The organism is Paraburkholderia caribensis, from assembly GCF_002902945.1.
Taxonomy (GTDB): domain Bacteria; phylum Pseudomonadota; class Gammaproteobacteria; order Burkholderiales; family Burkholderiaceae; genus Paraburkholderia; species Paraburkholderia caribensis.
The window spans coordinates 281,344-306,883 of the sequence record NZ_CP026104.1 but is presented as its reverse complement, the minus strand read 5'-3'; the positions used below and the strand labels follow the sequence as shown (position 1 = coordinate 306,883).

Here is a 25,540-nt window from a genome sequence, read left to right as displayed (position 1 = left end):
AACTAGGCGATGAAGCACGATCACAGACTAGCACAATACCCTCTTTCTCGCGAACAGGCCGTGTTTGCGAGCGTCTGGTACAACATGACTTATGCCTACTCGCTGGATTCGCATCGTGTGCGAGTGATGCATGCGGTCAACATCCTTGAGGAACTGACGCGCCTGATGGGTCTTCAGCACGCCAGCAACGAGGACCGATGGATGGTGGCGCGAGAGGCGATTGGTATTCTTGAGCGGGAGGCGGTCCTGCGGCGGTCTGCGTTGAACGGTGCCACGGCAGCAATCCGTGACTTGCTCAAGAAGTCGTTTGGCGAGAAGTTCGAGAAAATCGCCATTGAGAAAGGGCGCGCGCTGCTCGAATCGCATATGCGCGAGTATCTCCATCTGCTGCAGGCATGTTACGTCGACGAGGTGATACACGGTTTGCAGGATGCAGTGCTTGCGCCGGACGCACGCGAGGAGCACGAACGGTTCGAGGAAATCCGTTCGCTGACCGGAAGTCTGATCAGCTTTCTTATCGCACGCGGGCAGAGTATCGAGGGACTGTTTCAGCTCTATCGCCAAGTACTTGTGCCTATCAAAGCGCAGAAAAAGGCCTACGTTTTCGCGCAGCGCTTTGACCTGCTCAAGAAACTCGTGACGTCGGAGCGACGCGCATGGCAAGCGTGTTTTGCTGTCGACGGTGTAACCGATACCGAGACGTTTCCGGTAAGAATCGGTGATATTGATTTCACCTCGAAAGCGCCGGCAGAGTTGGCGGGACTTGGGGGTATGAAGGAGCAGGGCCATCGACTGTTCGCTTCCGCAGAGGCTGAGGCGATCGATGCCCGTACCGCGGGCCAGATCGTGCACGATCGGATAAACCGCGTGCTTGACCTGGTGCGATTTGAATATGATCGCGCCAACCTTGTCGTATCGGACCAGTTTGCTGTCCCACGCCTCGATGGTGGCGCCTGGCGTTTGCTACCCATCCCGAAAGTCGTACCAAATCCTCAGTCGTCGGTCAGTCCGGCCGAACTCGACGTATTTGCCGAAAACGTCGGTCGTCTCGTGACTGGCGAGCGTTTCTCAAGCGAAGGCAGGGACCGCGTGCTTGCGGCCTTCCGGCTCTACCGCATGGGCGCAGATACGACGAGCTTCGAAAACAAGCTCGTCAACTGGTGGACAGGGCTGGAATTTCTTGCGAAGGGCATGAGTGGTTCCGGCCCGATAGGTGATGCCGTTGAGAACAGTGTGACGCCTGTGCTGATGGGCGTCTCAGTGGCCAACCACCTTGCGACCTATCGAGAAGTGCTTCTGGAACAATCCGTCGAGCTCGTTGACTCCGAATCTGGCCAGCCCGTCGTTCTGAAGGATCTCGACATGGCGCAGCTCTACGATGTCCTCGCGAATCCCACGCACCGCGACACGATCAGAGAGCATCTGACAGACATCCCGCTGACGCAAATGCGTTTCAAGCAGTTCATGAGTTACCTCGCTTCGCCCGTGGCATTGCACGGGTTTCTCGGCAAGGTTGAACAGGGGCTTCGCTGGCATTTGCAAAGAATCTACCGCGCCCGTTGCGATATTGTCCATAGTGCCGGACGGATGGTGAACATCGCGTTGTTGTGTGCAAATCTGGAGGCCTATCTTAAGTCGGTCTTAACGGCGCTACTAGCCGCATTTGGACGGATCAAGACCCTCGGCAGCCCTTCAGAGTTTTTTGTGCGCGCAGAACATGGATACGCGACGGCACGCGAGTCGCTGCGCGCCAACGACGCAGCACCTCTGAAGGCATTCCTGCTTCAACTGCGTCCCCCACAGGGTTAGCGACAAGTATTGTTTCGCCATGCGTGTCTGGGGCTCGCCGCGAGCAATGGTCCACGGAACCCTGGCTGCAAGCAGCCGCAGATGGCAACGAAAGTGCTCACGCTGTACAGTGCCTCGACGCGCTTTTCGGCAGTCGGCAAACCCGATACCGATCCGCAATTCCAATCGGTAGATAGCGTCAAGAAGCACAGCCGGTTTGCCGACAATCATCTTGGCCGGTCGAGCGGGATGATTGTCGGCGAGGTGCAGGTCGCGCTTGAACGGGATCCGTTCTGCGTCACGCCGTCGTATTTTGTCGATGCGCGACGACGATATGGTCAAAGTGCTGTGGTGCAGTCATCGTGTGCTGCGCCCCTGTTCCGCGTTGCGTTGTAGAGGAATCAATGTATCTCAAGAATTTAACGATAAATAGCTTCCGGTCGTTCGATCAGGCAGAAATCGAACTCCAGAAAGAGCTGACGGTCTTCGTCGGCGAAAACAATGGCGGAAAAAGTAATGCTATTGATGCGATTCGTTTGCTTACTACGCCGCTAGGCGGTCGACGGGAGATTTATTGCGAGCCCACAGATGTGCGTTTCCAGAGTGCTAACAGTTGTTTTGAGCTCGAAGGGCGTTTCGCAGAACTCTCAACCGGCCAGCAAGGACGATTCCTCTCTGCTGCCACGGATCCCTCTCTGAGGCAGGCCTCTTTTGGACTGCGCTTCGATGCTGCGCGGGTAGGCGCAAAGCCGGTCCTCTGGGCCGGTAGGGAGGGAAATGCGCCGGAACCTGGCTGCCATGAGATGGTTCGGCATGTATATTTGCCCACTCTACGCGACGCACAGCGCTCGCTGGCGTCGGGAAATCCCACGCGCATCATGGCGCTTTTGAACCACTTCCTTGAAGGGACAACGCCAGCACAACTCGCGAAGGAGCTCGCGAGAACTCGCTCGCACGATGTGCTGGTCAAGGTGGAAGGTGCAGTCGCCAAGAGTCTGACAGCGCTTACCTCGGGCGTGCGCCGGCAGACTGCTTCGCTTGGGTTTTCAAGCGATGAAGCTTTGGTGGACATCGCCCGCGACCTCCGATTCAAACTGGCAGACCACGGAGTCGACCCTGAGGATCTCCGCTACTCAGGGCATGGATATGCCAATCTGCTGTTCATGGCGATTATCGCTGTTGAACTGGAGAAGGTCCGGTCGGCCGACTTGACGCTATTCCTCGTCGAAGAGCCCGAGGCGCATCTCCACCCCCAACTTCAGGCGGCCGTTCTTTCGTTCTTGGGTGATCAGGCGGAACAGTCACGTAAGAATCCACCTGCTAACTATGCACCAGCGGGCGAGCTTCAGGTCATCGTCGCGACTCATTCTCCGAATCTGTCCGCATGGGTTAGCAGTGATCGGCTGGTCGTGTTCAAGTCAGTCGTTGCGCCAACGTCGCAGGCCTCAACGGATTCGACAATCGAGCCAGTTGTCGCAGACGCTGCAGTTATCGAGAGTAGCGTTGCCATCCACAAGGCCGAAGGTACTGACGCCGATGCAGACGTGCTTGCCGCGACGATGACTGCGGCTGCACTACGTCGCTCAACTTGCTGCATTCCGCTATCTCAGATGCCCCTCGATCCATTGGAACGCCGGAAAGTTGATCGCTATCTCGATGTCACGAAGGCTGCGCTTCTCTTTGGTGGCCGGGTCCTGCTTGTTGAGGGAATAGCCGAAGCACTTCTGCTACCGGTCATCGCGAAGAAGTACACCTTGAAGGACCATCCAGACAAACTTCGCCTATTCAGATCTGCGGTTTTTGTCCCGATCGATGGAGTTGATTTCAGCCCATATGCGACGCTGCTACTAACCGGCGTGAATGGCGCGCGTATTGCGGACCGTGTGGTCATACTCACCGACGGCGATAAGGGAGCCGGCGACGACGAGGATGATGACGAAGACGAAGATACGCCGGCCGAAGCCGCCGATGACGCGAGCGACTTGGGAGAGGGGCCGATCCCGGGAGAGTTGCGCAAGGCAAAGTTAACCAAGCTCGCACAGACATTGGATGCGAGTGAACATCTTGTGGCAATCACAAGCGTCTACTCACTTGAGACTGAGCTCATCGAAGCCGGTAACGCCGATACCTTGCGCGAAGCGTATCTCGCGCTTCATCCCAAATCGAAGAAGAAGTGGGATAGTGCGGTAGCACTGAGTGGTGATGAACGTGCCAAAAAGATTCATAAGATCTTCAAAAAGACGCGCAAAGGCGACTTTGCGCAGATTCTTGCACGAATGATCGAGGACGGAGAGGCGTTCACGGTGCCCGGATACATTGCGCAAGCGATTGAAGAGGTGGTCGCAATATGAGCGCTTCGACCTACTCGCCGACCGAACAGCAACAGAAAATTATTGAGCACGATGGAACCATTTTTGTGACAGCGTGCCCGGGTGCTGGAAAAACAAGGACCATGGTGGAGCGAGCCCGGAAAATATTGAGTCAAGTATCCGATCGGCGTGGCGTCGCATTTCTCTCGTTTACCAACGCAGCAGTTGACGAGTTGCAGATCCGTCTAAATGCCTTTGGTGTGCTTCCGTCCCCGCTATTCCCGAGCTTCATTGGGACCTTCGATCGATTCCTGTGGCAGTTCCTTATCTCACCGTTCGGAATCCCAGACTGCGACGCGGAGCCTAAACTAGTCCCAGACAAGGACGATTGGCAGGTTGTACCGTTCCCTGGTGCCCATGCACTTAGCCTGCGATGCTTCGACAGAGCGACGGGGAAGGTCGATCCAGCATCCGCCAAGAAGGAAGGCTTTGATGTCCAAGCCCGTTCGATTAAGGCACATGAAACGCGGGCGCTCTCGATACTCAAAACTGCGAGAGGCAATGGTCAGATAGATTTCGATGATGTGCGTGTCTTCGTGCGGAAACGCCTGGACGACGGAGCATTCGCGGAGCGTGTTGGGAGAGCACTTGCCGCACGATTTTCCGAGATCGTGGTCGATGAGGCTCAAGACTGCAATCCCGCTGATCTTCAGGTCGTTGATTGGTTACGAAAATCCGGGATCGTCGTGAAGGTTATCTGCGACCCCAACCAATCAATCTACGAGTTTCGAGGCGGCGTTACAGACGAATTGGAAAAATTTTCGAACACGTTCGGTACTGAAAATTGCCTCCACATGAGCGGAAATTTCCGCTCCACTCCCGCAATCTGCCTCGCCAACGTAGCGCTCCGACCGCCGTCTTCACGCGCTAATCCTGACCGACCGCTGGGTCGTTATCGGGACGATTTAACGCCCGTGCACATCATTTCTTATAACGGTGCTGGAGTCTCCGAGAAAATCGGTCTTGCGTTTCAGAGAATCGTAAATGGACAAGGTATGCCCCTGAATAGCTCACCAGTGCTGGCCTCTACACGCGCTAGTGCATGCAGAGCAATCGGGCAGCCGACAGTTGGGCCGACGACGCATATGACGCTTCTGCTCGCCGAAGCCGCGATGAATTATCATTTTGCCTTCGCTGTCGGGGCCCGACGGGATACTCTGATTAGATTGCACCGTGTCATCCTACTAGTTCAAGGGCATATCAGTTCTTTAGGTGACTACCATGCTTACCTCTCAAGCGAGGGGATTGAGGATGGGAGATGGCGTCCCGATGTTATAGCGCTCGCAAACGGTTTGAGCTTCGAACCACCGCAGACCGTTGACCAATGGTTAGAGAAAGCAAGGGAGCTATTGGCACCCAGATGCACTGGCCAGTCAACTATCAAAATGCGACTCAAAGCTCATCAAGGCTTGGGTGATGCTTTGGCTGGTGCCCCATTCGACCTACCGCCGGCGCGCACTATTCACTCTGTTAAAGGTCTCGAATTTCCCGCCGTCTGCGTCGTAATGACGACCAAGACTGCAGGCGGAATTCTCGACCTTCTTGAAGGGAAGGCTTCTCCGGATTCTGACGAGGAAGCTCGAAAGATTTATGTCGCAGCGTCTCGTGCGGAACGACTCCTTGCTATCGCTGTTCCCAAAAGCCGGGCGTCACGTCTTCAGGCAATCCTCACAGGTTTCGAGTGCGCTACGCAACTACATCAAGTGTGAAGGCTGGTTTCCGCTATTGATAGACCCCGGTGTCTCTACAGGTGAGTGGGCGCCCAGACGCACCTTCATCACCGGCGTCGTGGCAGTAGCATGTCTGGGGAGCGTGACTTGATCAGAATCTCAATTTCCTCGACAGGAGGACTCCAGTGCTGGATGAAAAGTGGGAGGAACTCAGAATCTCCCGCGGGACTGCCATCTCATTTTTGGCACAATTCGCCCGTGCGGAATTTGCCCTCAAGGCCACCAGATTTGCTGCTGGCAATGAAGGTGAATCCGCGAATCCCGCGTGGAACAAATTCGGCAGCGAGGTCGCAGCTGCGCTCGATCCTTGCGAGCATCCCGAGTTAGCCAACGCAATTAGATATCTGCTGGACAATCCACCGCGCAAGCAGATTGTGCGTGGCGAGCGGGCACGTTTCGAAGATATCCCATCTCCGGCCGGCCGACGAACCGAAATCGAGTGCGCTCTGGTGCTCATGCGCCGGGTCCGCAACAACCTGTTTCACGGCGGAAAGTATTTCGACCACGATGATGCCAATCGCGATTTGAACCTGATTCAAGCTTCGATGACGATGCTCGAAGCTTGCGTCAATCACATCGGTGAGATCAGACTGGCTTATGAGACGGGCGACGCTTGATTATCTTCTGAATGCAGTTCCTAGCCTAGTCTGCGGCAAGAGGCTAGCGCCGAGATTGAGATGGTCAACCTGTCATCCCTGAGCCTGACGCGTCGAACGAACGATGATTAACCTTTGATTCCCGTTCTGAGACAGGTCTTACGACCGGTTGGAACTGAAGGGAATATTGCTATCTGGTTGCCTTTTCCTCGCTATGACTGACAAAGACTACGAACCCTCCAGCGGGACCACCTCATTGCTGGGCTACCTCTATCAACTGGACGTTTCAGTATGGTCTGCCTTGGTGCTGATGCTTGAGCAGAATGCGACAGCCTGTCTGGAAATTGAGCCGGCAAGCGAGGAGGACCTGGAATCGGACGTCGAAGATGAGCCGCCCGTCGCGACGGAAGTCGCATATGTCGCGTCATATCGTCTCGTTATCCAGTGCAAAACTCGGTCTACGGGGCCGTGGAAGCGTACCGACGTGTCCAACCTGGTCGACGCGGGCGTTCGACGCGAGAAAGTGAAAGACCGGCTCCTAGACGCCAATATTCGATACGTTTTGGTGACTAATGCGGCCGTTGAGGGCGTTCTCATCGACATCGAGACTGATAGTCTGCACCGTTGGCCGGCTGCTGGGAAGTTGCCTAAGACCCTGAAAGATAAGCTGCCGGCTGACGCTGATGGACGATTTGCCATCCTGTCCTCTCTTGACACTGAGCGGCTCAACTACCGGACCGAGGCGCTCTTGGCCCGCACATGCCATATACCGTCGGGGCTCGTTCACGATTGCCGCGAAGAGTTTCGCCGAACCGTGCTAGGGCGGATGCGCGGCGAGGCTGGTGGTGTTCTATCTCGCGAAGATGCGATACGCATAGTCATTAAATACAAAGGTTACGTAGGTCAATCGCCGGATCTAGAAGACTTTGTTCGCCCCAGCAACTGGGCGGAACTCAAAAGTTCGCTCGATGAAAAGCATGCCGTCATCATCGCAGGGCCTTCCGGGAGCGGAAAGACCAGCGCGGGAAAAGCACTGGTTGCCGACTTGCGGGACGAGTTGCCCGGCCTTAACGTCGAGTATGTGGAAGGCGGACCAGAAAAGGTAAGGGAGTACCGGGGCCCGCTCCCGGTTGTTTTCGAGGTGGAGGATCCTTGGGGGCGGTTCGAACTGGAGCCGAAAGCGAAGGCATGGCGACATGGAATCACCGAAGTACTCCGGAGCGCAAGCGTCGATCGCAAAATTGTCATTACGACCCGAGGCGACATGTTGGTCGAGAGCAAAGCGCAACCTCACAAAAAGTGGTTCGTCACTCTCGACGAGACAAGCTACAGTTCGCCGAAGAGAATCGAGCTGTTTGAGCGATTTGCCAACAAACTGCCTCGCCATCTCCAGGAGCGGATTCTCCCATATCGAAAGGACGCTGTTGACGAGTTAACCACGCCCTTGTTCATGCAGTTGTACTTCGATGCGGTTGCGGAGGGCCCAGCAGCGAAAGAAAGCGATCGCTCGTTTGTCAACCGATGTCTCAAACAGGCGGAAGAGGAGTCGATTGAAGTTTCGCTGGTGAGGAAGGTCGATGACTCCAAAGAGCATAGATGGGCGATGGTTCTATGGGCCGCATTTAAGGTCCAAGCGAATCAGAGCAGCAAGCAGCTGCGGGATCTTGAGGATGCGCTATTCGAGCGAGATGACTCGCTCGAGGATGGATTCTTTAATCTGATTGAACTACTTACTGCGGGTCATTACCTTCGCGAGCGAAGCGACGTTTTTACCTTTCGTCACCCGCGAGTGGATCTGGGGCTGCGCAACGTAGTTCTTGGCCAAAAGCGCTTGGCAGCGAAAACGTTGAGACTGGTTGTTCAAGCGCTGGCTTCCTATGACGCCGAAGGCGCGTCGAGAGTGCTACGTGCTGCGCGGCGACTCGACGACTTCCGTCTGCAAATCGATCCGGATAGCCAGAGCGCGATTGATGCATGGCTCCGGGACCGCCTGACGAGTGTGGGGCCCGACTTTGACGATGACCTGGATCTGGCGGCGGTTACTGGTTCTCCTCAGTCTCCGGTCACCCTGCTGGCGAATTGGCTTAATGACAAGTCCGACGCGCGCAGATATTTTATGGACGACTGGATTCCACGGGCACTAGACGAGAACGACTTCGCCCTTCTGGTCGCCGATCCGGCCACACGGCCTATTTGCGCGGGTTTCATCCGCAACAAACTTCCGCGAGTCAACGGATTCTATTCAGACGGTTTTGCTGATGACTTGCTCCGCCTGACCGATGGGCTTAATGAGGCCTTTATCGATGCAGCCTTGGACATCGTTCAGGACGGTTTCAATTCAAACGCTAACGTCATAGTTGCTGGCGCGATCGCAAATCTTGAAGCCTTCGAGCGGGTTGTAGATGCATCGGTGAAATATGACGCCAAGGTCTCGCAAGGCGATGAGGACGATTTTTATCTGCGTAAGCTTAATGGTGAGTTTGACGAAGAAGCAGCCGAGCATCATTTAGAGAATCGCAGCGAAGATGCTCACACTGCACGCAGCTTCCTCGAGGCGTATGCTGACCGGGTCAGAAGCATCAAGGGCTGGGAAGCGCTCGACCAGCATAGACACGCTGAACATTTGCGATTTTTCTGGGCGCGCGCGATTCGTCTTGCTACGGAGGTACCTCCGACTGACGAGGAGTGGCTGGCACTGGCATCAAGATTGTTTGACACAGCCGAAGAAGATGATTTGTGGGACGCAATTGGTGATCAACTTCCGGCGTGTTTGCTGCCTTTTCTCGAGAAGAGGATCGAGCAAGGAGCTGACAAGCATTCAATTCGGCAAGAGGCTGAGCTCGTTCTTGCGCGTTTAAATTCCGAAGGAATTCCGGGGTTGATTGAAAGTCTGGAGCAAAGAAAAGCGTACTCGCGTATTTGCGAGCTTGCGTTAGACATTAAAAACGCCACCACACATGCATGGATGGATGAGGGGAGAGACGCGGTTGCCAAAATCTGCGATGCGGCCGCCCCTAGCACAGAAGCGGTAGTGCGCGCGATTCTGGATCCCGCCAGTGCGACCGCCTTGGACGGCGACGCTCGCGCCATACTCGAAAGGATCGATGCAGGGAACAACAATGTCCTTCGCGTGGCACAAGCCGAGATATTGGCGAAAAGCGGCGATTCCAATATAGCAGACCTGCTGCAGACTGCCTTGCGCGTTGGCACGGAAAACACGGAGGATGAGGTCGAAGCCATCACGAAGGCGGTCGGTCTCGCGGGGCGTTTGGATATTGACCCGATTGTCGAATATGCATTGACACATCGCTTCGCCGATGTGCGGCGAATTGCGCTTGAGCTGGAAGCGCGTCATTTTCCAAACGTGCTACCGGACGGACTTCTGGCTTTTGCCGAAGACCCGGGAAATCGAGTCCGCAAACAACTTCTTGCGCTACTCGCTGTCCGCAAAGACCGACGACATGAGGGGGCGCTGTTGAAACTTGCGGCGGATACGTGGAGCACGCACTACGAACGGTATGGCGAAGATTCGTCGTTTCCGATCGCAGTTGAAGCAGCCAGCGTCTTCGGAACATATCCATGCCTGGAAATCGACATCGCCGAAAGAATCATTGAGATAGCAAAGGCTACGTCTGACCCCGATGTTCGGCGAGGGCTGCTGAACAGTCTGCTAACAAATGGATCGCACGATGTGCGTCGCGAAGTAACTCGCCTCGCTGTAGATTTAACTGACCGTGTGATGGCGTTAGCCGTCTGCAATGCTCTTGTTGCGCTAATCGGTGTTGCTGACGCTAGCCTCGAATTTCCAATCAGTGCGCGGCTGATTGAGGAGGCGCCGCCGTCGATTGCAGCGAGACTCTCGTTGCTGGCAGGAATCGCAACTCCCGACGAAGAGTTGGCTGCTCTTGCGAAGGAGATCGCAGGCAACACTCAGAAGCGGGCATTGCTTGTGCCGGCATGGATTGGCGCAAGTACGCTCGATAGGGAAATCGCGTCTTCGCTTGAGCGGCTGATTCCGGCAAACGTCGTCGAGGCGCTCAGCGCGGCGCTATCACCAGATTCGCTGTCACCACGAGATCTACTGGACGATATGGGCGACGTCCGGACAGTCAGAGCCGTTCGACAGTTCCTTGCCCGGTTCTTCGTCGAATAGCAACTGGGACGGAGCTGTGATGCGTCTCGTGGCGGTCAAGTTTGATGCGAAAAACTACGGCTGGAAATAAGAAAACTGATATGACTTTCCTTGTCAAGCACGATCGGTTTTCGAATTTTCTCGATTAGGTATTCGAATTTCCTGAGGGCGACGTAGCAGTAAAACCGACGGTGGATCACACTGACATGCGCGGATTGGGTAACGCATTACAGAGTTCCGTCTCATGAGCCTGCCGCTATCTTAGGACGCAGGTCGGGTTCTGCCCGTTGCGAAGTTTTCACGCGGGTTGCTCGAGTACCGGGCTACGCCGCCTTCAGGAAACTCACACCTTGATCAGTTCATCGTTCGCCCATATCGACTGCCGCCGAGCTCCGATACCGATCCATTAGTTTGCTCATTCAGAGCCGGCGTGCCGCAGCGTGGATCGGCCCCGGAGATTCGATTTAGATAATTCCGACAGGCAGATTCGGACTACCTTCCGTCTGGAAGGGATGACAGATTGTACCGGATGGCACGGGGGGCACCCAGCCGGGAGGCGGAATGAACGGCACGCTGATCCGGGCACATCGATCCACGCCTTCATCCTGTAACCAGTTCCTGAACACGGTTTTTGCCCCGACGACGTGTCCGTTTGACTTGAGCAAAACCGGGCGCTCGACATACTCGTCCCCACACGGGGGATCAGTTTTCTCAAATGGTAACGGATGCCATTCGTACGCGTTACATGCCACGGTAGACGGATAAGATTCCGTTGTTTCAATTTTAGTGAGCGCAAGCACGTCACCGCTGGTTATCTCTGCACCTTGCGGAAGCCGTGCTTCGATGTCGCGACAGGACGCAACATCGTTCTTGCGATCGGAGAAAAATAGTTTTCCGGGCCATCCGTGCAGATAGTACGAAAACAATAGTTGCGAAACCTCTAACGACTTCAAAGTTGATAAAGCGGGGCCGACGGAAGGAATTTCGATAGTTGCGCGCATGATTATCCATGCTTCCCCCGCCATCGTGGGATCGGGTCTGCATCCCGGGATATTGTCCCGGTCGTGTGGATCCGCCGAACTGGTCGCTGCGGAGCGGTAATAAACATACGGGCTTTCCACGACGCGATACTCCTCGTATATCTTCCAAGTCCCGTCCGGCTGCCGTTCATATGTGACATATGGATCGAGATTCGGAGCGCGAAACAGCAGGTGGAATGCAGATAAGGTAACAAGAATGCAAACAGCGACAGCGATCTTTCGGCAATGACGCAGCCAGAACACCGCATATTTTCGTATCCATTTTTCGAACAACGTTAGTCCGCCCAGGAGCAAACGACGCGGCATGCCAATGGGTAAATGGACGATAATAAGTGTTCGGTACGCTTGGAATCGGCGCTTCACGAAATGCCGAAATCGGTAACACTGGAGAGGCATAATGCCTCCAATTCAACGGGAAGCGATGGAGCTTCCTCACTTTATAGTGCAAACGTCCGACGTTCGGTAACCTAAAACGGTGATTTCCAGCGCAGGTGTTGAGTCCGCATCCTTTCCATCTGTTCAGGATTGCATTTTCCAAACGTTAAGCTTCCAAGATGGAATTTTCGCGCGAGGAAGTGCCTGCGGCCCCATTACTGTCGAATGGCCGGGGCGGCCGAATATGCGTCGAACTGGTCAGTCACCTGAGCGGCCGTTGTCCCGCGAACCTGCCATTTGGAATGAGGCATTTCGAACGTCCGAGCTGGGTCGGGAAGACTCGTTGGTTGACAGTGGGAAGCGTCATTCGCCGATACTAGTTTGCGAATGGCGGCAACCTGACCTGAAGCCCTGAAGCAGGCTCACGGCTCGTATCGCCGAGCGTCATTTTGACCGGAGACCGGTCGGCGGGCATAGTCGACGACACCGCGAGGGCGACTGCGAAGAGAGTTGACATAAAAACCGAGATGCGTGACAACAGACAACGGAACGGGTCACCTGTAAAGGTGTCGTTGCAGTTGCATGCGACCATCATGAACCTCGACGCCGATCTATCGAGAGCTTGGCGCTCACAATGATCGGCGTCGTCGTCGTTGCTTGATCGACATCGCCACGCCCTGCAACAACTACAACAATACCGCTTGCTGCAGAAGTTCCAGGGCTTTCAGATCGTCAAGTCGACCCGTGCGTGCCTTACCTGCCAGCGTCTTGATCAATGCTTCTGCTATCCGTGCGATACCGTGCAGATTTTCCAGACTGGTCGCGGACGTGAAGGGGAGCGGAGCCGGATTCTGCCGCGGCGTCTCGGAGGCGGGCAACGACTCAGGGGGTGCCAATGTGGCTATCGTTCACGCACTTCTGAGCACTGAAGCCACATACAAGTCTGTAGCACAGGCTGATTCATAAAGGCACTGAACCGATAAGGAGTTCGTGTCAGGAACCGTCGCATATACCACCACTGGTTTGCGAAGCTTCCTGATTGTGATGACAAAACCGGTTAGACCAGCGTCCCACGATCCTGTACTTTCTGTCGGCCGACTAAAAAGGCCGAACTGCTGCCAAGGACGGGGCGCGCGAATCTCATCAACGCCGCGGGCGTGCAGGCAAGCCCACCAGGCGGCCTGATACATGTTTGCAGACCGTTTTACGTCACAAAAGAAGCCTACAAAACGCGTCGGGTCCATACATGCAAGAAGTGAATACGCAGCATCGTCGCGACTGGAAACGGCGGGCGGCCCGGCTTGCCTTTAGGGTAGTGCGGCTCGATGAACGCAATCAGTTTCTGCCACGCCACGACGCGGGTCATCTCATCGAGAAATTCGCGCTTGCGGGTGCGCTTCGTTGACAGATCCAGAGCAAGACCGACCTGTGTGATCGCGCCACTCCCCGACTATCCTGTTCCGAGGATAGTCCAAGCTCACGGCAACGCCAGGACTTTTGTAGACCTTCCCTTACATTCCCTTCACTCGACACACACTCTGAGAAAGCGCTTCTTGCTCGACCGACCAAAGAGCCGGACGATCAAGCGAGCAGGACAACACAGCCGTTAGCTAGCAAAAATTCGGTAACGTGCGTTCTCGCACGTTCTGCACCTTTGCCCCTTGCTACTACCTCACCTTCGTCTATCGTGAAAGTCGGTCATCCACTCTTCTAACCAGGAAGGGACCTTTACTCCCCATATCAGCTCTTTAAGTTGCCATTTCTGGTTGCTGTCTCGTCAGCGGGTGCCGTGATTGCGGGCCTCGCGGCTTTTCTGCTACTGCACTTGTCTCAATGACTGTTTTGATTAACGCAAATGTGGATTACATCTAAAGCCGGTGAATTCTCCAGGAGCGGCCGGTGCAAATATTCTACGGCAATCTCCGGCCCTGTTAAACGGTTGAAGAAGTGCATCGCATTACTACCATACTTTTGGCAACGTCCGGTTTGCATACCCAAGCCAGTCTGAAGTGAACTTGTTGTACTAACTGCCAAAATGGCACGAAGGGAAGATCATGGACAAGCCTGCCGAACAACCTTCTGGACGGATTGCCATTCGTGGAAGCAGTCGCGTCGCTGTTCCTGGCGCCACGAGGCTTAAGAGTCCAGATCCCGATACAAAGATTCGGCTCAGCGTCTTCGCCCGACGAAACCCTAACCCCTCACCTAAGGCAATGAAGAAGGTCAACGCGTTGGAAAGCTCGGCTGTCGCGACGCGTACCTACCTGTCGGACGACGAGTTCAATCAGGTCTACGGCGCATCGCCAGACGACTTGGAAGCGATCGAGAAGTTCGCCCAGAAGGCCGGGTTGAGCGTCATCGACGCCAGCATCCCCAAGCGACGTGTGCTCGTCGAAGGCTCAATCGCCGACGTCGAAAAGGCTTTTGGTGTCGAGTTGGGCGAATTCGAACATCCTGAGCTTGGTCGCTTCCGGGGTCGGGAAGGCCAAGTCTACGTCCCCGACGACTTGTACCCGATAATCGCTTCGGTGGAAGGACTGGACACGCGTCCTATTGGCCGCCCGCGGCGTGCTTCCACGCACTTCGCTGGCCGTTTGCCGACTAGGGACGCTGCCGCGGCGCTGACCAACCTGTGGCCAGGAACCTTCTTCCCGGGGCAAGTCGCGAGCTTGTACGACTTCCCGAGCGAGTACGTTGGCCAAGGCCAGAACGTAGCAGTCTTCGCGTTTAATGGTGGTGACAGCCCTGACCCTCGCGGCGGCTATAGCGACGCCGCGCTGAAAACCTACTTCGAAGATGCGCTCGGAGGGCAGATGCCTTCCATCACCGCCGTCGTCGTGCAGGGACCCGGCAACGCCCCGGGCCCAGACACACCGCAATCGTCAAAGCGAGGCGATTCCACTGGCGAAGTGATGTTGGACCTGTGCGTCATCGGTGCACTGGTGCCGGCCGCCAAGATTTTCGTCTACTTCACAGAGTTCAGCGCGCAAGGTTGGTCGGAGGCAATCTATCAGGCGATCACGGACGAGAACAAGATTTCAGTGATCTCCATTAGCTACGGAAACCCCGAGCGGGAGCCGGTGGGCCGGTGGACTGACGCCAGCATCAATATCGTGAATCAGGCGCTCGAGGCGGCACGCGGCAAGGGCATCACCGTCTGCGTGGCGTCGGGCGATGATGGCTCCAGGGACGATGCGTCATCGGGTGCGCATGCCGACTTTCCCGCATCGAGCCCTTGGGTGTTAGGTGTCGGCGGAACTACCTTAAAAGCGACGAACGGGCCCGTGCCGCGCATCGCAAACGAAGTCGTCTGGAACGAGTACGACCGCGTGCCGTCAGGCGGCGCGGGAGGTGGCGGAGTAAGCGCGATTTTCGGGCTACCGCCGTATCAAGAGGGTGCGGGCGTGCCCGTCTCGGCAAATCCGCCTCACAAAATCGGTCGCGGCATACCGGACGTGGCGGCTGTTGCCGATCCCTATACCGGAATCGTGGTGATGCACGTCGATGGCCGCCACGTGGAGCCGATCGGTGGCACGAGCGCATCCGCACCGCTTTGGGCAAGCTTGATCGTCCGGATTAACCAGGCGCTCGGCACAAAGGTCGGTTTCCTCAACCCGACGCTTTACGCTTACTGTGCGACCGGCGTCCTCAACGACATTACGGTGGGTAACAACGGCGCCTACGCAGCAGGCACGGGCTGGGATGCTTGCACCGGTCTGGGGACGCCGTCCGGCAACAAGTTGCTTCACGCACTAAAGTCGGCACCGGCGCCGTCCTGAGCGCGGCGAACTTTCGACGTTACGCTACGCCGGCGGATCGCGGCGGAAGGACTATTGCATGCCCAAGACCAAGAAAAATCAAGGAAAGAGCATGGACACAATATCGCAAGTCTGCAAGGTTATCATCGCACCGTCTATCGGTATCGCGAGACTGGGCAACAGCTCTGAAGAATATTTCCTTGGCCCGGAAGCAGTTGGCCATGCACCGAAGCCGGCAGGTGGTTTCAAGGATAAGCAAGGCAGAATCAAGCGCCAAGGTGCTCGATTTCGCATCTTCGGCCTCGATGAACAGGGCTCTGTAGTTGCCGAACTGACCGCGGATCAGGCCAAAATCGAGTGGACCGTCGAACTCGCAAACACAAAAGCGTCCTTCTTCGAGTTTCATGGCCGCTTCGGCCGCCGCGATCTGCCGCGCAACCAGCATGTCAAGGATCGTGCGTCACTGGAAATCAAGCCCGGCCCTCGCTCGATTACCGGGCGAAGTGTGCGAGGCCCTGCCTATTGCTTTGATTCCGGCCAGTTTTGCGGAGATCGAGTCCCACTTGGTGAATTGCTTACGGACGAGGACGGTCGCTTAGTCGTTCTCGGAGGCTTCGGCCACTCCGCCTCGGTTCCGGAAGGAAAATTCATCAAGAACTACGCAAACAATACAGGCTGGCACGACGACACGTCTGATGGCCCCGTGTCGGCGAGAGTGCGATTTCCTGACGGACGTGAGCTCATAGCCGAGCCGGCGCGCGTGCTCTGCGTTCCCCCGAAGTACACGCCTGAATTGGAGAACATCGTCACACTATACGACGTGATGGAATACGCGTGGTATGAGGCGGCTGCGGTTCCCGTGAAGGTTTCGTTCACCGATCACGTCTACCCGATCCTCAAGCGCCTGAGCGGCTACCCGTGGGTGAACGGCCTCGCCAATCGCGGACACGGCCCGGGCAAAGGCGGAGATTTTTTCAGCACCGAGAGTCTTGCAACCTTGTCGACTAATACCGCAGCCTCCGAGGCGCTTCGACAGTCCATCTTCCAACGTGTTCGTGACCCCAATCTTCCGCTCGAGAGCCAAGCTGCAAAAGATCAGGCAAACTTTCGGTTTATGCCCGGACTCGCGGGTGACAACAATGGGCCCACTGATGGTGACCCAACGCAGTGGTTGCGCTTGCGACCATCGCAGTACGCGATACTCAAGGCGTGGGCGACGGGCGACTTCCTGGCTGACTGGCAAGGACCGCCACTCGCACCGGCCTTGAAAGAGATGAACCTTCCGGACCGGCCAGCTGCGCTCACGCGGGCAGCACTAGAGCCCTGCGTCGGAGGCGCCTTCTACCCAGGCATCGAGATGACCTACATCGCGGAGGACAAGACGATGTACGGCGAGCCGTTTCGCTTACGCTCGGACATTGCGGCTGGTGGCATTACCTGCTACATGGCATGCCCCTGGCAGGCTGATTTTTACGAGTGCAATACAGCCTGGTGGCCAATCGCGCGACCCGACGACGTTGTTACGGAAGCTGAATTCAACCGCGTCATTCGCGATGCGCCGCGCCCTGATCATGCGAGTCTTCATCCTGAAAAGGGCGATTGGTCCATGGACCCGCAAGAACTGATGGCCGATCGGCTATCGATTCGAGAGCGGTGGGAGCGTGGCCTTGTCGACTACCCGGCCGCTGCGGCACCTGGCTACGAAGGTGACGCGGGAATGGTCGAGCTTTGGAGCGGCCTTGGCTTCGTCGTGAGTAGGCCAACTCCGACCTCGACACACGAACGCGTATTCGTTGAAACCGAGCGCGCGCCATACCTGGGGATGGACTACCGGGCCTTCTATTACTACCTCTCGAACATTGACAGGTACCCTGATTTCTTGCCGAAGGCTCAAGAGATCGCGCAAGAGTTTCTGGACCGTGCATGGAGGATGCAAGATTCTCCGGACTTCCCCGACACGTCCAGGTTTTTCGAGTATTCCGAGGAAGCCTTCGAGGCAAGGCTCAACGAGATCTATACTGAGCTGGTGGAGGCAAATGATGCCTATGATCCGGCAACGGATGAGGTGTACCGGACACGAGAAGATGTCCGATACAGGATCCTGCAAATGGCTCCGTTCAACCAGAACGACGGGGCGTGGATTCACTCGATCACTCCGCCCGGTCCACTCGATGAGGTAGATGCGTGCCTATTCGAAATCTGGAGCGATGAAGTCGGCAACGGTAACGTGGCGCACAGCCATTGCAATCTCTATACCGACCTAATGCGTCAGGAAGGCATTTACCTTCCAGATCCACGGTCGCTCGAATATTCGCAGGATCCGCGTTTTCTCGACTCGGCATTTACAGTACCTCTCATGGAGCTTGCGCTTGCACAGTTCCCGCGCCTGTATTATCCCGAACTGCTTGGCTTCACTCTCCAGCTCGAGTGGACGGTAGTCAGTCTCAAACCAGGGATCAAGAGGTTGCGCTACTTCGGAATCGATCCACATTTCTATGTGCTTCATGTCGGTATTGACAATGCGGCGTCCGGGCACGGCGCAAAAGCCAGGCAAGCGGTGAAAATGTACCTGGACAAGGTTCTTCAGCTTGGCGGTCCAGTTGCAATGCAGGAGGCGTGGAAACGGATCTGGACGGGTTATATTGCATTTGACATGACTGGCAATCTGGGTCGCGACATGACGGCGCAACTCAAGGCACCGAAGTCGACCGCAGACAAGATCTACGACATCATCGTTCAGAAAAAGCCCTACGTTTCACAAAATCATGTATCGCGCAAATTGGGTGACAATTACATCAACGACTGGTTTGAGCAGCCGTCGGACTTCATGAAGGCGTTGGTTGACGGCGGATTTTTCGTTCCGGGGCATCCGGAGCAGAGTTCGTTCTTCCGGCGGACTTCCTTCGAAGGCCCCATGTTCAAGGTGTTCACCGATGACGAATTGGCTACATGGCGTCTCTGGACTCAGGAGGGTTGCCCCCTGCCCGAAAAGTCGACGCCTCCCCGAACGAGAGTGCCAGTTCAGGTTCTGATGGCGGAGACCATTGAAACTCTGCAGTCTCGCCAGGTCAACGCCCCTTCTCATAAAACCCAGACAGTAACAGGCAGCGATGTGAGCGGGCACCGCGTAACGTGGACGGTTGCTGAGTGGTTTGAACACGTCCACGACGATGGACCGGCGGCGGTCATAGAACTCATGAAGGCGATTTCAGACCCCGTCAATGAGCTCATCACCAAGGGAGATCCGTCGGCAAGCCCATTTGTCACCAGTCTTCTTGCGCCGAATGGCGCAATGGGTCAAGCGTTCGACGAGGTTGCTCCGCATTCGGGTGGCGTAACGCATCGCCAGCTCACCATCGAGTGGATCACGGCAGGTTGTCCGTTACCGCAACTCAACACTGACCGTGGCAGACGAATCACGGCCGATGTCCACTCGAACCCAGAGGTCTATCCGCGGGCTCGTCTCAGGGGCAACGGTGTGGCGCACTGACGCCGATGTGTGGGATGTTCTGATCGTCGGCCGTGGACCGGCTGGGCTCGCTGCGGGCATCACGTCGCGCAGGGCCGGATTATCAGTCGCTATCGCTGGCGTAGCTGATGCGATGCCCCGTTGTGGCGAGACTCTATCTGCCTCGTGCCTGCCGTTGCTTTCGAAGCTGGGGATTGGGGATGAACTGCATAGCGCGCATCATCTGTCTCTGGACGGCGTGCGGTCAGCGTGGGGGTCTAGCGCGGCGCGAGAGCACAGCAGCATGTTCCACCCCTATGGCAAAAGCGTGATTCTCGATCGCGCGCGATTCGATCGACGGTTGGAGACGCTGTTCCACGATGAGGGCGGCGTTGTCGTCGAAGGGCGGATACAGAATGTCCGGCTCGATGGCGCGGAGCACATCGTCACGCTTCGCGGGCGGCAGGGCGGTGCGCAACTCAAGGCGAGGGCTCTAGTCGACGCCACAGGAATTGCAGCGCATGTGGCTAGGCGGTTGGGAGCCCGGCGAATAACCCAAACCAGGCAAGTCGCACTCGGATTTTGCTTCGATGCACCGTCGAAAAGCGAGGCCCTTCCAATGACGGCAATTGTCGAAGCAATCGAGTGGGGCTGGCTTTTTGCCGTCCCAGTCCAACTGCGGCGGGCTGTCGTGTGGCTCATATGTGATCCTGCCTTGGTGGCCCAGCAGAATGTTCACAATCGTGCTTTACGAGCCTCGAAGGAAATTTCCCGGTGGCTGGGCTGCTTCCATCTCCGGCAGGCAGGCAATCCGACTCTACGCAATGCTTCCGTCGGCAAACTTGATCAGGTCACGGGAGATGCTTGGGTGGCCGTCGGAGACGCGGCGCTTAGCCTCGATCCGTTGTCGTCCTCCGGTGTCACCTTTGCGATGCTTTCGGGATCGCACGGCGGAATGGCAATCGCTTCGCGGGTGGCCAACAACGCTTATGATCTGTCCACGTATGCGCGAATTCTTGAGGACGCCGCTGAACACCATGGGAAACTTCGTGAACAGTTCTACCATATTGAGCGCCGCTGGCCAGGAGCAGATTTCTGGAACCTTCGTCAAGATTTTGCAGGCTGCACTGCGGCAGATAATGAAGAAGATCTCGGCTGATACCGATGCTCGGTGTTCGGTAGCAGTTCGCACGCGTGCCCAATGCGACCCACGTGTCCTTGGTATCCGGCGAATTTTGCTGGGGAGAGGCTACGCGCCATCCCTACCGCTTCTACACGTGGAAAGCTGTCACTGTCGTAATCCAGAACACATTCCGAACACTCGACTGTTCGTGTTTGGGTGTGCGCCATATCACATATTCGGGTTCAAAAAGCACTTTACATAGGCACAAGCCTGTTAGAGCGGTCATCGAAAAATCCATTGACTGTAGGTTTGCAGGTTGACCTCATAGCAGAAAGCGCATGTATTCATCTGTGATACGTTGGATTTCGTGATCCTGGCGAAGCTGTCTGTGCTAGCAGAGTATTGAACGACGTTACCGTAGGCGATAGTGATCTATACAAGGAGGGTGTCGGTTGGGACGCGTTCGCGGGGTTTCGCAGCCGGGATGGCAACAAACTGTTGCACACTTTGTAGAATGCACCATTGCAATCATGAATCTCCATAGTGATTCGAAGAGCAGACCGCTGCTATATGGCGAACTTGCTCAATATTATGACCTCATTCATGCGCGCCACGATTATCGTAGCCAAGCCTCTGCGATACACGACGTGCTGTCAGAGAACGGTGTCCCTGATGGATCGAAGATATTGGAGGCAGCCTGTGGAACGGGGAACTATCTTATCGAATTGCAACGGCATTACACTGTCAGCGGATTCGACCTGAGCGAAGAAATGCTCCGGCAAGCGCGTCGCAAGCTAACGGGCATGTCGTTGTTCGAAGCCGACATAAAGAGCTTTAAATGTACGAGCCCGGTGAGCGCGATTCTTTGCTTGTGTTCGAGTGTCGCCTATTTACGTTCATATGACGAACTGCGTGATGCATTCTCAAGTTGTGCGTGTGCGCTCAATCGAGGCGGATTGTTAGTGATCCGACCGTGGCTTGAACCCGATCAGGTCGTCGAGGGCATGATGTGGATGGATTACTTTGAAGGCGAAGAGATAAAGTTATGTAGGCAAGCTGTGTTGAGGCGGCACGACAGGGATTCCATTCTCGACTTTCATTGGCTCGTCGCGAAGCCGGAGACTGGGGTGACGCATTACCTGGACCGGCATGTTCTACGGCTCTTTGAACATCGCGAAATAGAGCGGGCGTTGACAACGTGTGGACTGAATTGTCGTCAGATAGATGTTAGAGGCTTCGACCGGTCACTCTGGATAGCACATCGCGACTGATACACATGGGGTTAGACTTTCATCCCAATCGCTCACATGCTGAGCAATTTAGGGTCTGCATATGCGGAGGGGGAAGCCTCGCTCATTCATTGGCTGCGGTTCTGGGGTCCCAGTCTTGGGTCCAAGTGCGGGTACTGACACGTCAGCCTGCTCGCTGGTCCCGCGTCGTCCGGCTGATCTATCTCAACAAGGCTGAACTGCTCGGGAAACTGTACCGAGTGTCCGACGATCCTGCGGATGTAGTGACCGACGCCGAAATGGTCATTCTCGCAATTCCCCATATGGCGCGGGAATCTACGCTTAGGCGAATCGCGCCTTTTCTCGATAGCGGGACGTGGCTTGCGGGCGTTCCCGGCTTCGGCGGTCTTATTTGGACCGCGCGCCTTGTCTTGGGACCTGATCAGCGCGTGTTGGGTTTGCAGCGCGTACCGTATGTCCGCAAAGTCGTTTCCTATGGCGAAGTGGTTTGGGTGTCCGGCATCCGTCCGCAATTGTTCGTGGCTACTGTCCCAAGCGCCGAAGCACCGAAAGCTGCGATATTGCTACAAGCCATGCTCAACATTCCAACGAAGCCGCTCAACCACTTCCTTGACGTCTGCTTGAGCAACTCCAATCCGATTTTTCATCCGTCCCGCTTGTATTCGCTGTGGACTCGCGAGACATCCGACTTAGTCTGGAGGCATCGTCCTCAATTCTATGAGGAGTGGGATGAACCTGCCTCTAGGGTGTATCTAGCATGCGAATCGGACCTTCAGGCGATAGCCGCAAGTTGTCCAACGGACCTGTCAGACAGGCAGACGCTGCTTGAGCACTACGGTGTGAAAACATCAAGTGAAGTAACGGAAACAATCAGGCGCATCGCAGCACTACGTGACCGACCCGTTCCGATGCGAGAAGTCGATGGTGGGTGGACCCCCGATCTGCACACTTACTACTTTACTGAGGATATTCCCTACGGTATCGTCATTCAGCGTGCACTCGCCGAAATAGTAAAGGTTTCGACACCCATGCTCGACGAGGTGATCTCTTGGGCACAAAGCTGGATGAAGAAGACTTGGCTTGACGCCGGCGGAAACATCGCGGTCGATGCCCTAAGTTTGCCGGTCCCGCAACGGCTCGGAGTGCGCGATGCAAAGGACCTCGTCGAAGTCCTAAGGTGAAGATTCGAGCCTTGTGAAGCGCAGCGCAACTTTAAGTGGATTCATGCGCGCCAGAGAATCGGAAACACAGCTGGATCGCAAAAATCTGGCTCGCCGTGCGGCGTTGACCTGCATAACAGTTCATTCGAATGCGCAGCGCGCCTGCCGTTGTCCTGCATCCATTGCCGATAGCGATTGGTACGATCCTGCAGATGTACAGCAAGCGCCTTCCGAGCCTTTGCCCCTAGGTTTGGCACGCTTCGATGTAGGACTCGGCTGTGATGAAAGATTACTTGGCCTCGTGCGACGGGCAGCACGCGGACGTGAGGGTTGACGCCTGGCGGGACTAGTTCGAGTGGTACTCGCCCCTCACCATCGGGTGTCAGAAAGCGTCTTTGCAACGAGATCGTCGGCCAGCGATGGCTGCCGTCCACAACTGCCAAAGTACCTTCGGCAAGACCGCAGTCTGCAAGGGGGATCCACGCTGTGAGAAGCTCCGTAGAGCTAGCGTTTCCCCAGTAAGCTGTATCGGTGTGCCAACCCGTCGCGGTGGCTTGGGGCGCGAGTCCTCCACGTTTCTCTATCAGCCGATCGTGAAACAGACGGATTTCGGTGGTACTTGCTAACGATCCTGCCACGGCGGCAAGCAACGGGTAGCCGACCACATCGCGTATCGCGCGCATCTGCAATGACAGGTAGCCGTTGATACGAATAGCCAAGGATAGGCCTTCGTGCCAATCACACAAAGTCGCCTGCTCGGCAATGAACGAGTCGCGTTCGCCTTGTCGATATCGCGTTATATCGCTTTCGGCGGCGTCGAGCAGAGCCGATGGTAAGATAGTTCGACTTACGTACCATCCGTTTCGTGCATATGACTCGCAATCGGCGCGTGTAGGCAGAAGTGCCGATTGTGCGGGTGTCAGCGCGGAAGGCGGCGGGAAGCTTAGCATGTCGTACTCGCTCTCAGCGCATCGGCACTGCAGAGTCCGAATGATTGCGGAAACGGCGGATGGGAACGAGGATCGAAGGAATGCGATCTTCCATAGCTCAATGATATGCCCAGCAGCGACTCAGCCCAACTGATGATCTTGTTCAACGTAGGTGTGTTCACACCGGCTAGTCGGCCGATTTCCCCATGAATAGCGAGACCGAATCGAAAATCCTCCTGAAAAAAACGGGATTCGAGATCTGGATAGCCGCTTGCAAGGGCTGGAACGGTGATGTGTTCCAAGGCCGACATCGAGCGGACTAATGCCGTGAGTTCCGCAGAAGACTTGACACTGAAGTGAGTCCGAGCGCTGATATCGTTTGAAATGTCGAAGGCAGTCCGAATGCGGGATAGTTCATCGTCGAGGCTGAGAAGACAATCGCTAGCGGCATCATCCCACGATCCATAGAATCGGTCGGAAGCGGTGACCGAGTCGGCAGTGGAAAACAATGTGTAAAGTCGCGGTGGATGCAAAGTTGCGTTGTCGAAGCCGAGGGTCAACGCAAGAAAATTTTTTCCCTGGCGAAAGTCGATTCCGAATGCATCCGAGAGTGCAGGCGCCAGCGCGGTAAGTTCCGATGATGGATGTGCGGCGACATCGACGTGGGGACGCACTGCGGTGACGTGAACGAGGCTTCCGCGTTCGACCGTGCGTGCAATCCATGGTGTGCGCCTTAGTGCAAAATAGCGTGCGTCACGAGGGAGCATGCGTGACGCCAGCCAATCGAATCCGATAGCGGAACCAATGCACCCTACCCATGCGCCCGTAGCGAGATGAGGGCGTATCTTTTCAAGAATGTCGCCACGCGCATAGGCGGGTACTGCGAGCAGAACCCATTCGCTTGTTTCGACAGCGCAAGTGGGATCGTTCGTCACCCGGACCTTGCCGATGAGACGGAGATCGTCGCCGAAATGAATGGTTAAGACATCCGCCCAGTTCGCCGATTGGCGCGTCAACACGGTGACATCGAAGTCGGGACGTGCCGCCAGAACGGCCGCTGCAGTGATCGCGACGCTGCCACCACCGCAAATAGCGACTCTCATAATGCGGTTGATGCGCGGCGCGGTGTAATCTTCAGTTGATCAAGCTCCTTGAAGGTAGACTGCAGCAAGCTCGTTATCTCTCGTAAAAGCTGAATGACGAGAGTGACGCCTCCGCGCTGCAACGTTAGTCGGTGAGCGATCAAGATCATCTCTTCGTAATGGTTCTCACGCTCGTCGATTTCCTGATGAGCATTCGCGCCGCGCACATATTGCTCCCCGAATACCGAGGCCGCGCGTTGAACCGCAGCGCGAGAGGTCCGCGCGGAGTTCCATTCGACAAAGATCGAATACGCAACGGCGGGTAATGAGCCGAGTGTCTTTATTCGATCTACGAGATACTCGATGAGCGCAAGCGTCGATGGTAGCGGATCGCTTTCAATGATTTCCTGCGTGGAATAGCCATGCATGGCGATATCTTCGAGGAACAAGCGATCGTGTTTCATCTCTTCTACGATGTAATCGCCCCATCGACAAGCGAGATCGTAGTCCTCGTTGATCATCTTTGCCAAAGCTAGCGCATCCGTGTGAGCTGTCATACGGATGCGATGAATGGTCTCGATCCGATGGGCGAGATAGTAACCTGTGTCGAACTCAAGTGCTGGATCGACCAATTGCCCTGCGCGAGGAACTTCGGAAAAAAAGCGAAGTACCTCCTCCATTAAAGTCTCTTCGACTGCTTTCTGAAAGACGTCGAGCGAACTCGGAATGCCCTTAATCACCGTCTTATCCACGATCCGCT

At 55.9% G+C, this 25,540-nt stretch carries 15 protein-coding genes and 2 pseudogenes; 11 read left to right on the top strand and 6 right to left on the bottom strand.

Annotated elements, in window-relative coordinates; all coding sequences use genetic code 11:
- Nucleotides 1-9: 9 nt before the first annotated feature.
- The 6 genes from C2L66_RS39920 to C2L66_RS39895 all read left to right on the top strand — a co-directional run bounded on the left by C2L66_RS39920 (nt 10) and on the right by C2L66_RS39895 (nt 10,636).
- Complete coding sequence (locus tag C2L66_RS39920; RefSeq protein WP_060611146.1) at nt 10-1,809, top strand: hypothetical protein; 1,800 nt, start codon at nt 10-12, stop codon at nt 1,807-1,809.
- Between the two features lie 81 nt (nt 1,810-1,890).
- The gene (locus C2L66_RS39915) at nt 1,891-2,184 is read left to right on the top strand and encodes a hypothetical protein (protein ID WP_103323764.1); all 294 of its coding nucleotides are present in this window, start codon (nt 1,891-1,893) and stop codon (nt 2,182-2,184) included.
- Between the two features lie 8 nt (nt 2,185-2,192).
- Nucleotides 2,193-4,139 carry an ATP-dependent nuclease gene (locus tag C2L66_RS39910; protein WP_060611142.1) on the top strand — a complete coding sequence of 649 codons (1,947 nt, stop codon included), beginning with the start codon at nt 2,193-2,195 and terminating at the stop codon, nt 4,137-4,139.
- Entirely contained in the window at nt 4,136-5,866 is a 1,731-nt protein-coding gene (locus tag C2L66_RS39905) for an ATP-dependent helicase (RefSeq protein WP_082670605.1), read from the top strand. Before C2L66_RS39910 ends, C2L66_RS39905 begins: the two co-directional genes overlap by 4 nt.
- 146 nt (nt 5,867-6,012) lie before the next feature.
- Nucleotides 6,013-6,504 carry a hypothetical protein gene (locus C2L66_RS39900; protein ID WP_148654681.1) on the top strand — a complete coding sequence of 164 codons (492 nt, stop codon included), beginning with the start codon at nt 6,013-6,015 and terminating at the stop codon, nt 6,502-6,504.
- A 148-nt stretch (nt 6,505-6,652) separates the two neighbouring features.
- On the top strand, nt 6,653-10,636 hold the full coding sequence (locus C2L66_RS39895; protein WP_148654680.1) for an nSTAND3 domain-containing NTPase: 3,984 nt from the start codon (nt 6,653-6,655) through the stop codon (nt 10,634-10,636).
- A 443-nt stretch (nt 10,637-11,079) separates the two neighbouring features.
- On the opposite strand, the gene C2L66_RS41125 is transcribed toward C2L66_RS39895, so the two are convergent.
- The 3 genes and pseudogenes from C2L66_RS41125 to C2L66_RS41540 form a co-directional block, all read right to left on the bottom strand.
- A complete protein-coding gene (locus C2L66_RS41125) occupies nt 11,080-11,928 on the bottom strand; it encodes a hypothetical protein (RefSeq protein WP_148654679.1) in 849 nt (282 codons plus the stop codon).
- A gap of 788 nt (nt 11,929-12,716) precedes the next feature.
- Nucleotides 12,717-12,932: pseudogene (locus C2L66_RS42105) on the bottom strand (hypothetical protein); the annotation flags it as partial.
- A 338-nt stretch (nt 12,933-13,270) separates the two neighbouring features.
- Nucleotides 13,271-13,465: pseudogene (locus tag C2L66_RS41540) on the bottom strand (IS5/IS1182 family transposase); the annotation flags it as partial.
- 619 nt (nt 13,466-14,084) lie between these two features.
- Here C2L66_RS41540 and C2L66_RS39880 point away from each other — a divergent pair.
- The 5 genes from C2L66_RS39880 to C2L66_RS39860 all read left to right on the top strand — a co-directional run bounded on the left by C2L66_RS39880 (nt 14,085) and on the right by C2L66_RS39860 (nt 22,790).
- Complete coding sequence (locus C2L66_RS39880) at nt 14,085-15,809, top strand: S53 family peptidase (RefSeq protein WP_060611133.1); 1,725 nt, start codon at nt 14,085-14,087, stop codon at nt 15,807-15,809.
- 58 nt (nt 15,810-15,867) lie between these two features.
- Nucleotides 15,868-19,278 (top strand): LodA/GoxA family CTQ-dependent oxidase, encoded by a 3,411-nt coding sequence (locus tag C2L66_RS39875; RefSeq protein ID WP_082670604.1) that lies wholly within the window; start codon nt 15,868-15,870, stop codon nt 19,276-19,278.
- Complete coding sequence (locus C2L66_RS39870; protein WP_082670603.1) at nt 19,214-20,395, top strand: NAD(P)/FAD-dependent oxidoreductase; 1,182 nt, start codon at nt 19,214-19,216, stop codon at nt 20,393-20,395. Before C2L66_RS39875 ends, C2L66_RS39870 begins: the two co-directional genes overlap by 65 nt.
- A gap of 416 nt (nt 20,396-20,811) precedes the next feature.
- The gene (locus tag C2L66_RS39865; protein ID WP_233445128.1) at nt 20,812-21,630 is read left to right on the top strand and encodes a class I SAM-dependent DNA methyltransferase; all 819 of its coding nucleotides are present in this window, start codon (nt 20,812-20,814) and stop codon (nt 21,628-21,630) included.
- Between the two features lie 218 nt (nt 21,631-21,848).
- The gene (locus C2L66_RS39860; protein WP_233445127.1) at nt 21,849-22,790 is read left to right on the top strand and encodes an NAD/NADP octopine/nopaline dehydrogenase family protein; all 942 of its coding nucleotides are present in this window, start codon (nt 21,849-21,851) and stop codon (nt 22,788-22,790) included.
- Nucleotides 22,791-22,831: 41 nt separating this feature from the next.
- On the opposite strand, the gene C2L66_RS39855 is transcribed toward C2L66_RS39860, so the two are convergent.
- The 3 genes from C2L66_RS39855 to C2L66_RS39845 form a co-directional block, all read right to left on the bottom strand.
- Nucleotides 22,832-23,452, bottom strand: coding sequence for a phytanoyl-CoA dioxygenase family protein (locus C2L66_RS39855; protein WP_233445153.1), 621 nt, complete (start codon nt 23,450-23,452; stop codon nt 22,832-22,834).
- Between the two features lie 260 nt (nt 23,453-23,712).
- Complete coding sequence (locus C2L66_RS39850) at nt 23,713-24,801, bottom strand: NAD/NADP octopine/nopaline dehydrogenase family protein (protein ID WP_082670601.1); 1,089 nt, start codon at nt 24,799-24,801, stop codon at nt 23,713-23,715.
- Nucleotides 24,798-25,532: a hypothetical protein gene (locus C2L66_RS39845; RefSeq protein ID WP_233445126.1), complete on the bottom strand. Its 735-nt coding sequence runs from the start codon at nt 25,530-25,532 to the stop codon at nt 24,798-24,800. The genes C2L66_RS39850 and C2L66_RS39845 overlap by 4 nt, the downstream gene beginning before the upstream one ends.
- Nucleotides 25,533-25,540: the final 8 nt, after the last annotated feature.